This is a genomic window from Methylocystis sp. Se48 (genome assembly GCF_056269425.1).
In genome coordinates this window covers 3,438,892-3,451,547 of record NZ_CM149850.1, presented here as the reverse complement: position 1 = coordinate 3,451,547, position 12,656 = coordinate 3,438,892, and the positions used below count along the sequence as shown (strand labels likewise).

Annotated in this window: 11 protein-coding genes, 1 other RNA gene and 1 pseudogene; 1 reads left to right on the top strand and 12 read right to left on the bottom strand. The window is 66.8% G+C overall.

Annotated elements, in window-relative coordinates:
• Positions 1–67: 67 nt before the first annotated feature.
• The 6 genes and pseudogenes from ACV959_RS16795 to ACV959_RS16770 form a co-directional block, all read right to left on the bottom strand.
• Positions 68–772, bottom strand: a complete 705-nt coding sequence (locus tag ACV959_RS16795; protein WP_475737688.1) for a pirin family protein — start codon at positions 770–772, stop codon at positions 68–70.
• Positions 773–870: 98 nt separating this feature from the next.
• A pseudogene (locus tag ACV959_RS16790) lies at positions 871–1,345 on the bottom strand (nuclear transport factor 2 family protein).
• A complete protein-coding gene (locus ACV959_RS16785; RefSeq protein WP_475737687.1) occupies positions 1,342–2,544 on the bottom strand; it encodes a GNAT family N-acetyltransferase in 1,203 nt (400 codons plus the stop codon). The pseudogene ACV959_RS16790 and the gene ACV959_RS16785 overlap by 4 nt, the downstream one beginning before the upstream one ends.
• Positions 2,545–2,566: 22 nt before the next feature.
• Positions 2,567–3,826 (bottom strand): serine hydroxymethyltransferase, encoded by a 1,260-nt coding sequence (locus ACV959_RS16780; protein WP_475737686.1) that lies wholly within the window; start codon positions 3,824–3,826, stop codon positions 2,567–2,569.
• A 265-nt stretch (positions 3,827–4,091) separates the two neighbouring features.
• The gene (locus ACV959_RS16775) at positions 4,092–5,906 is read right to left on the bottom strand and encodes an ABC-F family ATP-binding cassette domain-containing protein (protein WP_475737685.1); all 1,815 of its coding nucleotides are present in this window, start codon (positions 5,904–5,906) and stop codon (positions 4,092–4,094) included.
• 186 nt (positions 5,907–6,092) lie between these two features.
• The gene (locus tag ACV959_RS16770; protein WP_475737684.1) at positions 6,093–7,691 is read right to left on the bottom strand and encodes a L,D-transpeptidase scaffold domain-containing protein; all 1,599 of its coding nucleotides are present in this window, start codon (positions 7,689–7,691) and stop codon (positions 6,093–6,095) included.
• A gap of 400 nt (positions 7,692–8,091) precedes the next feature.
• On the opposite strand from ACV959_RS16770, the gene ACV959_RS16765 reads away from it, so the two are divergent.
• Positions 8,092–8,388, top strand: coding sequence for a type II toxin-antitoxin system HicB family antitoxin (locus ACV959_RS16765; protein WP_475737683.1), 297 nt, complete (start codon positions 8,092–8,094; stop codon positions 8,386–8,388).
• Here ACV959_RS16765 and ACV959_RS16760 read toward each other — a convergent pair whose 3' ends face one another.
• The 6 genes from ACV959_RS16760 to ssrA form a co-directional block, all read right to left on the bottom strand.
• Positions 8,389–8,583 carry a type II toxin-antitoxin system HicA family toxin gene (locus ACV959_RS16760; protein ID WP_475737682.1) on the bottom strand — a complete coding sequence of 65 codons (195 nt, stop codon included), beginning with the start codon at positions 8,581–8,583 and terminating at the stop codon, positions 8,389–8,391.
• 130 nt (positions 8,584–8,713) lie between these two features.
• Positions 8,714–11,047, bottom strand: a complete 2,334-nt coding sequence (locus tag ACV959_RS16755; RefSeq protein WP_475737681.1) for an ATP-dependent helicase — start codon at positions 11,045–11,047, stop codon at positions 8,714–8,716.
• A 114-nt stretch (positions 11,048–11,161) separates the two neighbouring features.
• Positions 11,162–11,395, bottom strand: coding sequence for a ribbon-helix-helix domain-containing protein (locus ACV959_RS16750; protein ID WP_475737680.1), 234 nt, complete (start codon positions 11,393–11,395; stop codon positions 11,162–11,164).
• Positions 11,392–11,583, bottom strand: coding sequence for a DUF4169 family protein (locus tag ACV959_RS16745; protein WP_475737679.1), 192 nt, complete (start codon positions 11,581–11,583; stop codon positions 11,392–11,394). The genes ACV959_RS16750 and ACV959_RS16745 overlap by 4 nt, the downstream gene beginning before the upstream one ends.
• Before the next feature lie 13 nt (positions 11,584–11,596).
• A complete protein-coding gene (locus ACV959_RS16740; RefSeq protein WP_475737678.1) occupies positions 11,597–12,190 on the bottom strand; it encodes an SspB family protein in 594 nt (197 codons plus the stop codon).
• Between the two features lie 50 nt (positions 12,191–12,240).
• Positions 12,241–12,594: a transfer-messenger RNA gene (gene ssrA, locus ACV959_RS16735) on the bottom strand.
• Positions 12,595–12,656: the final 62 nt, after the last annotated feature.

The following is a 12,656-nucleotide window of genomic DNA, read 5'->3' as shown; positions in this document are numbered from 1 at the left end:
GGCGGCGGGCCGTCAACCGGAAGCCGGCGGGCGCCGGGGACGTCGATCCCCCGCGCCTGCGGCGTTCCTACATCCCCATGTCGAAAAGCAGCGCCTCGGACTCGCTCCCGCCTTCGCGAAGGAGTTCGCCGTCGCCCGTCGCCGCAAGCCCATCCCCCGCTTCGAGCCGTGCGCCGTTGACCAAGACGTCGCCGCGCGCGACCTGCACCCAGGCGCCGCGTCCCGGCCGCATCTCATGCGCGACGCGCTCGCCCGGCGCGAGCGCCGTCGCATAAACATCTACGTCGCGATGCACCGTGATCGAGCCGTCGCGCCCGTCGCGCGAGGCGACGAGCCGCAGCCGGCCGCGCTTTTCCGCCGGGGCGAAGCGCTTCTGCTCGTAGCCGGGCGCGAGCCCCTCGCGTTCCGGAACGATCCAGATCTGCAGAAAATGGACGGGCGCCTCGTCCGAGGCGTTGTATTCGCTGTGCGTCACGCCCGTTCCGGCGGTCATGCGCTGAACGTCGCCCGGCCGGATCACCGAAGCCGCGCCGAGACTGTCCTTGTGCGCCAGCGCGCCGTCGAGCACATAGGAGACGATCTCCATGTCGCGATGCGGATGGGTCGGGAAGCCGCCGCCGGGGGCGACGCGGTCCTCGTTGATGACGCGCAGCGGGCCGAAACCCATATGCGCCGGGTCGAAATAGCCGCCGAAGGAAAAGCTGTGGCGGCTGTCGAGCCAGCCGAGGCGCGCCGTTCCCCGATCCGCGGATTTTCTGATCGTCGTTTGCATGGCGAACGCTCCCTCTTAGTCTTCTTCCGATAGCGCGGAGATGGCGTTTCGCGCCCCGAGCCGCAAAAGGCGCCGCGTTCTCGCAGCCGAAAGGCGTCTCACAGCCCCAGTTCGGAGAGACCCGGATGGTCCGCGGGACGCGGGCCCGGCGGCCAATGATATTTGCGCTCCGAACTCTCGGATCGGCAGATCGTTGATGCTCGCATAGCGCAAGCGCATGAGGCCGTTTTCGTCGAACTCCCAATTCTCGTTGCCGTAGGACCGGAACCAGTCGCCCGCGTCGTCGCGCCATTCATAGGCGGAGCGCACGGCGATGCGATCGTCCGCAAACGTTCACAGCTCCTTGATGAGCCGGTAGTCGAGTTCGCGCGCCCATTTGCGCTTCAGAAATTCGACGATCTCTGCGCGCCCGGAAGGAAACCCCGCGCGGTTGCGCCAGCGGCTGTCCACCGTATAGGCCAGCGCGACGCGCTCGGGGTCGCGCGTGTTCCAGGCGTCTTCGGCCATGCGCACTTTCCGGATCGCGGTTTCGCGGATGAAGGGCGGCAGCGGCGGGCGTGGGATCTCGCTCATGCGTCAATTTCCTCCCTGCGCTCATGTTCCGGATTGCGAAAGGGCAGCGCGTCCAACTGTTCCCTCATCAGATCGTCGAGCGCCTTTCGCTCGCGCCGGCAGAAATCCGCGACGGCGGCTGCGAAACCCGCATCCGCGAAATCATGCGCCGACCATGTGACGACGGGGCGGTAGCCGCGCGCGAGCTTGTGCTCGCCCTGCGCGCCCGCCTCGACGCGCCTGTAGCCGTGGCGGATGGCGTAGTCGATGGCCTGATAATAACACACCTCGAAATGCAGGAACGGCCGCTCGATCAGCGCGCCCCAGTTGCGGCCGTAAACGGCGTCGTCGCCGAGGAAATTGATCGCCCCCGCGACATAATCCGCGCCCTGCTTCACCATGACGAGCAAAATGCGCTCCGCCATAGCCGCGCCGATGAGATCGAAGAAAGAGCGCGTAAGATAGGGCCGCCCCCATTTGCGCGCGCCCGTGTCCATATAGAAGGCGAAGAAAGCGTCCCAGTGATGGGGCTCGATCTCGGCGCCGATGAGACGCTCGATGGCGAGATCGTCGCCCAGGGCCTCGCGCCTTTCGCGCTTCACGCTCTTGCGCTTGCGGGAGGAGAGCGCGCGCAGGAAATCGTCGAAATTTGCGTAGCCGTCATTAATGAAATGAAACTGCTCGCCCGCGCGCAGCGTGAAGCCCGCGTCGCGCAGCGCCTCGGCGTCGCCTTTCGTCGGATAGGTGACATGAATAGAGGAGGCCTGCGCCGCCCTGCGCAAGCCGCGCAGCGCCGCGATCAAAGCCGTCCGCGCGCCCTCTGGCGCCTCAGGCGCGACGAGAAGACGCCGGCCCGTCACGGGCGTGAAAGGCGCCGCCACCTGAATTTTCGGATAATAGGCGCCGCCCGCCCGCTCATAGGCCTGCGCCCAGCTCCGGTCGAAGACATATTCCCCGAGGCTGTGCGTCTTGAGATAAGCGGGCGCGCAGGCGACGAGGCGGCCGTCATCCTCCACCAGTACATGAACCGGCGACCAGCCCGCGTCCCGCCCCACCGAGCCGGAGCGCTCCAACGCGTTCAGGAAGGCGTGCGCGACGAAGGGATTGAAGCGCTCGCCGTCTTCCTCGGAGAGTGACGCCGGATTGGCGCAGGCGTCCCATGCGGCCGCATCGACCTTGTCGAGCGACTGAACGAAGCGCGCCGTGAATTTTGGAGCCATGACCGCCGCAATTTGTGAGCCCCTAGTAAATAGGAAAAGCCCTGCACAGCGCCAGCACTTCTTCGCGCGTCGCGTCGATTGCCTGCATATCGGCCGGATTGCGCACAATGCGGCCGATCCAAGCGCCGATCCTTTCGAACTCGGTCGCGCCGAATCCCCGTGTCGTCCCGGCGTTGCTCGACAGGCGCAGGCCCGAGGGCGCCTCGGGCGGGCGCGGATCGAAGGGGATCATGTTCTTGTTGACCGCGAGCCCCGCCTGCTCCAGCGCCTTCGCCGCTGTGTCGCCCGTGACGCCGGCTGCGGAGAGATCGACCAGCATCAGACCCATGTCCGTGCCGCCCGTCACGATGCGCAGACCGCGCCGGGCGAGCGCGGCGGCGAGGGCGCGGGCGTTGTCGAGCGCGGCGGCGTTGTAGGCGCGAAACTCCGGCCGCAGCGCCTCGCCCAGGCACGCGGCCTTGCCCGCGACGGCGTGCAGCATCACCGAGCCCTGCACACCGGGGAATACGCCCGCGTTGATGCGCGACGAGAGGCTGTCGTCGTTCCACAGAACCATGCCGCCGCGCGCGCCGCGCAGAGATTTGTAAGTCGTCGTCGTCACGACATGGGCGTGTGGAAAGGGATGCGGATAAAGCCCCGTGGCGACGAGGCCGGCGAAATGCGCCATGTCGACGAGAAGCCAGGCGCCGGCCTCGTCCGCGATGGCGCGCAGCGCCGCGAAGTCGATGGCGCGCGGATAGGCCGAGCCGCCGGCGATGATCATTTTCGGCCGCGTCGCGCGGGCGAGATCGCGGACCTCGTCGAGGTCGATCCGCTCGCTGTCGCGGTTCACGCCATAATGCGTCACGCGATAGTCGCGGCCGGTGAGCGTCGCGGGATGGCCGTGGCTGATATGCCCACCCGCCGCGACATTCATGGAGAGAATGGCGTCGCCGAGTTTCAGCAGGCCCAGAAACACGCCGGCGTTGGCGTTGGAGCCCGAATGCGGCTGCACATTGGCGAAACGGCAGCCGAAGAGCTTTTTCGCCCGCTCGATCGCGAGCGCCTCGACGGCGTCGGCGAATTGCGCGCCGCCATAGTAGCGCGCGTGGGGAGCGCCTTCGACGGTCTTGTTCGTGAGCACGGACCCCTGCGCCGCGAGCACCAGCCGCGAGACGATGTTTTCGGAGGCGATGAGCTCGATCCCGTCGCGCTGGCGCGCGAGCTCGCCGTCGATGGCGACGGCGAGTTCGGGATCGGCTTCGAGGCCTGCGGTGAAATAGCCGGGAGGGGGAAGGGGCATGGGGGGTCCTCTCGGATAATGAAACTAGCTGGATTCGCGCCCCGGCGCGACGCCCGCGCTTCATTCCTCCGCCCGTGCGCCCCCGCACATCCGCCTCTCTCCCTTCGCGGTTAAGGTCTCATCAACCAAACGATGGAGGCGGAGATGCAACAGGAATTCGATCTCGAAGGCGTGGTCGTGCAGATTCTCGCAACAGCCTTGGCGATGGGGTTTTACGGAGCCATGCTCATCGCCCTGTTCCGCGTCGCCGCAGGCGCGTGAGCCGCTACCCCTCGATCTCCTCGCGCTTGATTTCGAGGTCGAGCCATTCCTCCTCGGCGGCCGCGAGGTCGCTTTCGACCGCGGCGAACATTTCGCTCGCCTTCGCGAATTTCGCGGGGTCCTTGGCGTAGAGCTCGGGGTCGTCGAGCAACGCCTGGAGTTTCGTACGCTTCGCGCGCAATTCCTCCATGCGGGCGGGCAGCGTCGCGAGCGCGTGCTGCTCCTTGAAGGAGAGCTTCGCTTTCGCGGGCGCCTTCTCGGCGGGCTTTTCCTTCGCCGCCTTCTCCTTCGGCGCGCCGGCCGGCGGCGCCCCGCGCGCCTCGACGCCGCGCCCGCGCTGCGCGACCATGTCGCTGTAGCCGCCGGCGTATTCCGCCCAGCGGCCGTCGCCCTCGCTCATCAGCACGCTCGTCGCGACGCGGTCGAGAAAATCGCGATCGTGCGAGACGACGATCAGCGTGCCGGGATAATCGGCGAGCATTTCCTCGAGCAGGTCGAGCGTTTCGAGATCGAGATCGTTGGTCGGCTCGTCGAGCACGAGAAGGTTCGACGGCTTCGCTAGAGCGCGCGCGAGCATCAGGCGGCCGCGCTCGCCGCCCGAAAGCTTGCCGATGGGCGTCCTCGCCTGTTCGGGCTTGAAGAGAAAGTCCTTCATATAGCCGACGACATGGCGCCGCTCGCCATTGATCTCGACCGTGTCGGACCCGCCGCCGGTGAGCGCGTCCTGTAAAGTCGTTTCGGGCTTGAGGCTCGCGCGGCTCTGGTCCAGCGTCGCCATTTCCAACCCCGCGCCGAGCTTCACTTTGCCGCTGTCGGGCGCCAGCGCGCCGGTCAGCAGATTGATCAGCGTCGTCTTGCCCGCGCCATTGGCGCCGACAATGCCGAGCCGGTCGCCGCGCAGGACGCGCGTCGTGAAATTGTCCACGATAACGCGCTCCCCGTAGCTCTTCCTGATCCGGAACGCTTCGATGACGAGTTTCCCGGAGACGCTCGCCTCGCTCGCCTCGAGCTTCGCCTCGCCCGTGGGCATCACGCGGTTCTTACGCTCGGCGCGCAGCGCATGGAGGCCCGCGAGGCGCTTCATGTTGCGCTTGCGGCGGCCCGAGACGCCATGGCGCAGCCAATGCTCCTCATTGGCGATCTTGCGTTCGAGCTTGTGGGCCTGCTTCTCTTCTTCCTCCAGCTCCTTGTCGCGCCAGGCCTCGAATTCCGCAAAGCCGCGCGAGAGATGCTTGGCGCGGCCGCGGTCGATCCAGATGGTCTCGCGGGTCAGGTCCTGCAAGAATCGCCGGTCGTGGCTGATGACGACCAGGGCCGAGCGCAGGCTGGCGAGCTGTTTTTCGAGCCAGAGGATCGTCGGCAGGTCGAGATGGTTGGTCGGCTCGTCGAGCAGCAGAATGTCGGGTTCAGGCGCGAGAGCGCGGGCGAGCGCCGCGCGGCGCGCCTCGCCGCCCGAGAGCCGCGCCGGGTCTTCGTCGCCGGTGAGGCCGAGTTCAAGAAGGAGCGCGCGCGCGACATGCGGATCGTCGAGCGGCCCGAGGCCCGCCTCCACATAGGCGGCTGTCGAGGCGTAACCAGAGAAATCCGGCTCCTGGGGCAGGTAACGCAGGCTCGCGCCGGGCTGGAAGAAGCGCACGCCCGCGTCGGCGTCGAGTTCGCCCGCGGCGATTCGCAGCAGCGTCGACTTGCCCGAGCCGTTGCGCCCTACGAGCGCAATGCGCGCGCCGGGCGCGACCGAAAGATCCGCGCCTTCAAGCAGCGGCTTGCCGCCGAGGGTGAGCATGACGCCCTGAAGGGCGAGAAGGGGAGGGGGAGCCATTGCGAGTCGCGAACCGGGTCTCGTCTCTGTAAGGAGACGCTTTTTCTATCGGTTCGCGGGATTTGTCACCTGTCGCGGACGCCCGCCCTCCTCGCAGCCGGCGTCCCCCGGCCCTTCGTGAGCGGCCCGCGTGACGGCTTTGAACGGTCCGCGGCAAACGCCCGGCGCGCGGCCGGGCGCCGGCCGTCAGCCCCCCAGCCCCAGCGCCTTCCGCACCCGCGCCGAATAGCCATAGAGGTCCGGCCGCTGCACGAGCCGGCCCGTCTCGTCCACATAGGCCGTGAAATAAACCACATGCACAGGCAGCGGCTTCGCGAGATTGATGTAGCGCTCGCTCGGGCCGATGAGTTTCTTCACGCGCTCCTCCGACCAGCCGCTGCCGGGGCCAAGGACGGCCTCGGCGAGCGCGAAGGGCTGATCCACGCGCATGCAGCCGTGGCTGAAGGCGCGATGGGAGGCGGCGAAGAGTCCGCGCGAGGGCGTGTCGTGCATGTAGACCGCGAAGTCGTTCGGGAAGACGAATTTGATGCGGCCCAGCGCGTTTTTCTCGCCCGGCGGCTGGCGCACGACCATCTGTCCGTTGCGGTAGGACACCTGATAGCCCGCGCCGACGCCGCCGCCCCATTCCTTCTGGATGATCGACTGCGGCACGTACCAGGACGGGTTGACGATGATTTCCCGCATCGCGTTGGAGAAGATCGGCGTCGGGGTCTCCTCCTTGCCGACGATCACGCGCGTGCGATGCGTCACCATGCCGTTGCGGATGACGGCGAGTTCGAAGTCGGGGATGTTGACCTCGATCCGCTCGTCGCCCATGTCGCGCGGCAGCCAGCGCCAGCGCTCCATATTGGCGAGGATTTCGGCCTCCAGCGCCGAGGTCGAGGGTCCGCCCAGCGTCTCCATGCGGCGGCGCTTCGTTTTCGAGGGCGGCAGCGCGTCGGTCTGGGCGACGCCTTCCTCGGCGGCGGCGACGCGCTCGTCCATCTCGGGCAGCCCGGCGCGATGCGCGCGCAGCTCGATCAGCTTCTCGCGCAGCTGCTGGTAGCCGTAATGCGGGGGATTGAAGTCCTGCAGCGTCTCGCTCGCGCGATAGCCGGCCGCCGCGACCTGCGCGACCGCCTGCGCCGGGTCCGGCGGATAGGTCCTTGCGCCGATGAGGCGCGAGAGCCGCTCGGGCTGGAGGCGGCCGCCGCGCGCCTGATGGGCGTAAGTCGCCACCGCTTCCGAAAGCGCCAGCTCGTCTGCGACAGAGGGCGCGCCCTTCTCCGTCGACGGGATCTTCACGCCGCGAAGGTCGAGTCCGTCCTCGGCCGCCGCGCGCAGGCGCGAGACGGCGGACGCCGCGCCCTCCCGCCAGCCGCCGGCGTCGCTCCAGAAGGGTTCGAAATTGCGGGCGACATAGGCGCTCGCGATCTTCGCGCGCATCGCGCGGCGGGCCGCGTTGCGGGCGAGCTCGGGCGCCGCGGTCCAGTCTTCGAGCGCCTGCGCGAGGGCGCGCTGGTCGTCGGTGAGCAGGCTCCGGGCGAGATTGAGTCGGTCCGCCTCGGGCGGCAGGACGCGCAGGCGGGCGGCGGTCAGCGCCACGACCGGCGGCGACTCGGGTTCCGCGAGCGGATCGAGGGACGCCGCCGCGGGCGCCCTGTCGAGGCCCGTGAGCGCGACGGCGGCGGGCGGCGCGAGAAGATCCGCGCGGCGGGGATCGGCGGAGGCCGGCGCGGCGGTTAGCGCCGCGACGAGCGCGGCGGCGGAAAGGGAGAATCGGGCAAAAATGTTGCGAGCCTGCATGGCTGCCTCGCACGAAACCGGGATACGGCGCGGATTCGTAAACCAAAACGGTTAAGGATATTGACGGGGCGTCGCCGTGCGCCGCGCCAAGTTCTGACACAATATCTAGCGTGCGGGCGTGGGGCTGTTAATTGGCGCACATCGCAAAGCGCGCGCTTTTGTCGCAAAAAGCGACAGTGTGGCGTGGGGGCCACATGCCGAACGGCAGAGGCTAGATGGCGTGGCGCCAGCCCGTCATGGCCGGGCTTGCCCCGGCCATCCACGCCGGGAGGCGGCGCGAGCGATGGGCGCGGATGCCCGCGACGAGCGCGGGCATGACGGGGGGTCTCCCGTCGTCGCGACGCCGTAGCGGGCTGCGGCGTCCCGCGTTATGTTGCGAGCAGAAATCAGAGGCCGTCCGATGAAGCCCTATATCGTGATCGTCCATAAGGACGAGAACAGCGCCTATGGCATGACCTTCCCCGACGCGCCGGGCTGTTTCTCCGCCGCCGATGAGATCGACGATCTCTTCGCGATGGCGAGCGAGGCGCTGGAGCTTTGGGCCGAGGGGATGCGGGAGGATGGGCTGCCGATTCCGGAGCCGCGGGATTTCGAGGCGCTGCGCGCCGATCCCAAATGGGCCGAGCAATTGAAAGCCGCCGATATCGTTATCGCGGTCGCGGCGCCGTGGACGCAAAGCCGCGAGGCGGCAGAGTAATCAGTCTTTCGCCCAGCCGGCGCCCTCATAAATGCTAGCGATTGTTTTCGGCGGCATGTCTTTTTTCGGATGAGGCACGGTTATGCGGCCGGGCTTTGCGGGATGCTTGAATTGATGGTGTGAACCTTTCGAGCGCACGAGTCGCCAGCCTTCTTTTTCGAGGCGGCGGATGATGTCGCGGCTGTTGGTGAGCATTGGGCGCCCTCAAATTTTCAAGCGCCAACTATTGATGCCCTCCTTGCTCGATTCGCAACAAGTAAACCGGGTCTCGCTGTGGATAACGGGGGGAAGGCATGCAAAAGAAGGGGGGGTTTCCACAGCCGTCTCACCCCGCCTGTAAAAAACTCTCCAGCACCATCTTCCGCCCGGCCTTGTCGAAATCCACCGTGCATTTGTTCCCGTCCACGGCCGCCACCGTGCCGGGTCCAAACTTCGTGTGGAACACGCGCGTTCCGGCGCCGTAGCGCGAGCCGGTCGAGGAGCGCGCAATGACCTGGCCTTCGATGGTCAGGGGCTGCTTCGCGCGCGAGGGGCGCGAGGCGGGTTCGCTCTTCGCCGCCTGCGCGCGCTTCCAGCCGGGGGTGGAGTAGCTCGACCCGTAAGTGTCGAGATTGGCGAAGCGCGAGACGGCGTAGCCGCCATATTGCGAGGCGCTCGGCGCCTCCACCACCTCGACATGCGTTGGCGGCAGATTGTCCACGAAGCGCGAGGGAACGGTTGGCTGCCACAGGCCGCGGATGCGGCGATTGCTCGCGAAGAAAATACGCGCGCGTTTTTTGGCGCGGGTGAGGCCGACATAAGCGAGGCGGCGTTCTTCCTCCAGCCCCGCGCGGCCCTGCTCGTCGAGCGAGCGCTGATGCGGGAAAAGCCCTTCCTCCCAGCCCGGAAGAAACACCGTCTCGAATTCGAGGCCCTTCGCGCCATGCAGCGTCATGATCGAGACGCGCTCCTGTTCCTTCGACTCGTCCGCCTCCATCACCAGCGAGACATGTTCGAGGAAGGCGGAAAGATCGGGAAACTCCTCCATCGCGCGCACGAGTTCCTTGAGGTTTTCAAGGCGGCCGGCCGCTTCGGGCGTCTTGTCGTCGCGCCACATCTGGGTGTAGCCGGATTCGTCGAGCACCATTTCGGCGAACTCGTGCTGCGGCTTCGATTCGATGAGCGCGCGCCAGCGATCGAAGTCGAAGACGAGGCTCTTCAGAGCGCTGCGCGGCTTCGGCTTCAGCTCCTCCGTCTCGGTGAGAACGCGCGCGGCCTGCATCAGCGGAATGCGCTCGCGCCGCGCATATTCATGCAGCAATTGCACCGTCGCGTCGCCCAGGCCGCGTTTCGGCGTATTGACGATGCGCTCGAAGGCGAGATCGTCGGAAGGCTGCGCCACGCAGCGCAGATAAGCGAGCGCGTCGCGGATTTCGGCGCGCTCATAAAAGCGCGGGCCGCCGATGATGCGATAGGGCAGGCCGATCTCGACGAAACGCTCCTCGAATTCGCGCATCTGGAAGGACGCCCGCACGAGAATGGCGATTTCTTCGAGCGAATGGCCCTTGCGCTGCAATTGCTCGATATCTTCGCCGATGACGCGCGCTTCCTCCTGGCTGTCCCAGACGCCCGTGAGCGTCGGCTTTTCGCCGTCCTCGCCATCGGTGAACAGCGTCTTGCCGAGACGCCCTTCATTATGCGCGATGAGATGCGAGGCGGCGGCGAGGATGTGGCCGGTCGAGCGATAGTTGCGTTCGAGCCGCACGATCTTCGCGCCGGGAAAGTCCTGCTCGAAGCGCAGAATGTTTTCGACTTCCGCGCCGCGCCAACCATAGACGCTCTGATCGTCGTCGCCGACGCAGCAGACATTGCGGCGCCCTTGAGAGATCAGGCGCAGCCACAGATATTGCGCGACATTGGTGTCCTGATATTCGTCGACGAGGATGTATTTGAAGCGCTGGTTATAATCCGCGAGCACGTCGGGGTTCTCGCGAAAGAGCCGCAGCGTTTCGAGCAGAAGATCGCCGAAATCGACGGCGTTGAGGATTTTTAGGCGCTCCTGATAGAGCGCGTAGAGCGCGCCGCCCTTGCCGTTTGCGAAGCTCTCCGCTTCGCCTGCGGGCACTTGGTTCGGCAACAGGCCCCGATTTTTCCAGCCGTCGATGCGCTGCGCCAATGCGCGGGCGGGCCAGCGCTTGTCGTCGACATTTTCCGCCTGCAGCACTTGCTTCAAGAGGCGGATCTGGTCGTCCGTGTCGAGAATGGTGAAATTGGGCTTGAGGCCGACAAGCTCGGCGTGGCGGCGCAGGATCTTGGCGCTGATGGCGTGGAAGGTGCCGAGCCATTGCATCGCCTGCGCGCCTTCGCCGACCAGCATCTCGATGCGCTCGCGCATTTCGCGCGCCGCCTTGTTGGTGAAGGTGACGGCGAGAATTTCATAGGCGCGCGCCTTGCCGAGCGCGAGGATATGCGCGATGCGCGTCGTGAGCGCGCGCGTCTTGCCCGTGCCGGCGCCGGCGAGCACCAGCACCGGCCCGTCGAGCGTCTCGACGGCGGCGCGTTGCTCCGGGTTCAGCCCGTCGAGATAGCGCGGCCGCTGCGCCGCGGCCGCCGCCCGCGCGGCGAGCCCGCCCTCCTGCGGCGCGTAATCGTCGAAACTGGACAACGGGTTGCTCCTCATGATTCCGCTGGCCAGCATATAGGAGAACGGAAGGGGAATCACGGATTTGCGTCGGGCGAGAGCGCAAATGCGGGGAGTCCCGCACGCCTCTGGAAGGGGAGGGTGGGAGTCGCGCTATTTTCCGCCGCTCGCCCGTTCCAGCGCGAACACCCTCAGCGCCGACGACAAATTCGCCTCCCCGCGCCGGGCGTCCACCTGCGCCACGAGCGCGGCGAGCGAGATCCCGTCCGTCGCCGCGATCTCCTTGAGCGCGCGCCAGAAAGGCTCCTCCAGCGAGACGCTGGTGCGGTGGCCGGCGATGACGATGGAATGTTTGACGACGCGGATGGATGAAGGCGCGTCGTTCACTCGGGCTCTTCCGGCGTCTCGCGCTTATGCGCATCGAGCTTCGCGGCGTCGAGCCGCTTCTGCGCCTCGGTCAGTCCGCGTTCGACCTTTGTGCGGCCGTAGGCGATGCGGTTCGCCTGCGCCGCCGCCTCCTTCTCGCGCCGATCGCGCCCCTTGCGGGCGCGGCGAAGATTGACGACTTCGCCCATCCGCCGTCGCCCATCAGGTCTTTTTGCGAAAGGCGTCGATCGAGACGACCTTGGCCGCGCCTTCGCCCTCGGCCGCTTCGGGCGCCGGCGTAGGTTCCGGCTTTTTCGCCTTTTCCGGCGCGGGTTTCGCCGCCTTTTCCGTTTTGGCGGGCGCCGGCTGAGGTTCCGGCTTTTCGTCCACCGCGCGCAAGGCCGGACGCGCAGGCGGCGTCTCTTCCTCTTCGGTCTCCTCTTCCTCCTCGTCGATCTCGGCGGTCTCGAAGCGCAGGCCGAACTCGACGGACGGATCGTAGAAGCCGGTGATCGCCGCGAAGGGGATGTAAAGGTGCTCTGGGATCGAGCGGAAGGAGAGAGTGACGCCGAAGCCTTCGTCGTCGACCTCGAGATTCGAATATTGATGCTGAAGAATGATCGTCAGCTCGCGCGGCCATTGTTCCGCGAGGCGGCGCGAAATCGCCACGCCCGGCGCGTCGGTGCGGAAGCTGATGGTGAAATGATGGTCTCCGGGCAGATAGCCGCTCGCGGCGACGTCCCCCAGCACCTTGCGCACGACGCCGCGCATGGCGTCCTGCACGAGAAGATCGTAACGAATAAGGTCGGTCGCCATCTTTCTGCCCCGCGCTCCGACATCCTCGCGGACGCAGCGCGAAAGTGAGAAGTGGAGGCTTCTGTTGCCAGGCGCCTCCGGGCCCCGCCTAGAAGTGCTAACCCCTAGGGCTTTGATCCCAGTACCAGCGCTGCATTACGCAGCGACGGCCACCGGAGCATAGTTGTCGTTGGCAACTATAAGGTTTGACCCGATAACGGCGGTATCATGCCGAGCGAAAAAGCACCCTTTACGCCCCCGTCGATCCTGTTTCGCCCCCGCCGCAGCCCGCGCTTACGGGCTCTGGTGGAGGCGCCGGGTACCGCCCCCGGGTCCGGATGGTTTATTACGATGTTCGTTTATCGCCATAGCCGGCGCGAACCGGCAAATCGAATATAGGGGCAGACGGCGTTTTGTGAAAGGGGCGGTTCGCGGCTCCCGCGGGAAAGCGACCCGCTCGCCGCCGAGAGGGGAGACGCGGCGCTCC

Coding starts and splice junctions, on each gene's coding strand:
- ACV959_RS16795 (WP_475737688.1), bottom strand. CDS start 772: ATGCAAACGACGATCAGAAAATCCGCGGATCGGGGAACGGCGCGCCTC.
- ACV959_RS16785 (WP_475737687.1), bottom strand. CDS start 2,544: ATGGCTCCAAAATTCACGGCGCGCTTCGTTCAGTCGCTCGACAAGGTC.
- ACV959_RS16780 (WP_475737686.1), bottom strand. CDS start 3,826: ATGCCCCTTCCCCCTCCCGGCTATTTCACCGCAGGCCTCGAAGCCGAT.
- ACV959_RS16775 (WP_475737685.1), bottom strand. CDS start 5,906: ATGGCTCCCCCTCCCCTTCTCGCCCTTCAGGGCGTCATGCTCACCCTC.
- ACV959_RS16770 (WP_475737684.1), bottom strand. CDS start 7,691: ATGCAGGCTCGCAACATTTTTGCCCGATTCTCCCTTTCCGCCGCCGCG.
- ACV959_RS16765 (WP_475737683.1), top strand. CDS start 8,092: ATGAAGCCCTATATCGTGATCGTCCATAAGGACGAGAACAGCGCCTAT.
- ACV959_RS16760 (WP_475737682.1), bottom strand. CDS start 8,583: ATGCTCACCAACAGCCGCGACATCATCCGCCGCCTCGAAAAAGAAGGC.
- ACV959_RS16755 (WP_475737681.1), bottom strand. CDS start 11,047: ATGAGGAGCAACCCGTTGTCCAGTTTCGACGATTACGCGCCGCAGGAG.
- ACV959_RS16745 (WP_475737679.1), bottom strand. CDS start 11,583: ATGGGCGAAGTCGTCAATCTTCGCCGCGCCCGCAAGGGGCGCGATCGG.
- ACV959_RS16740 (WP_475737678.1), bottom strand. CDS start 12,190: ATGGCGACCGACCTTATTCGTTACGATCTTCTCGTGCAGGACGCCATG.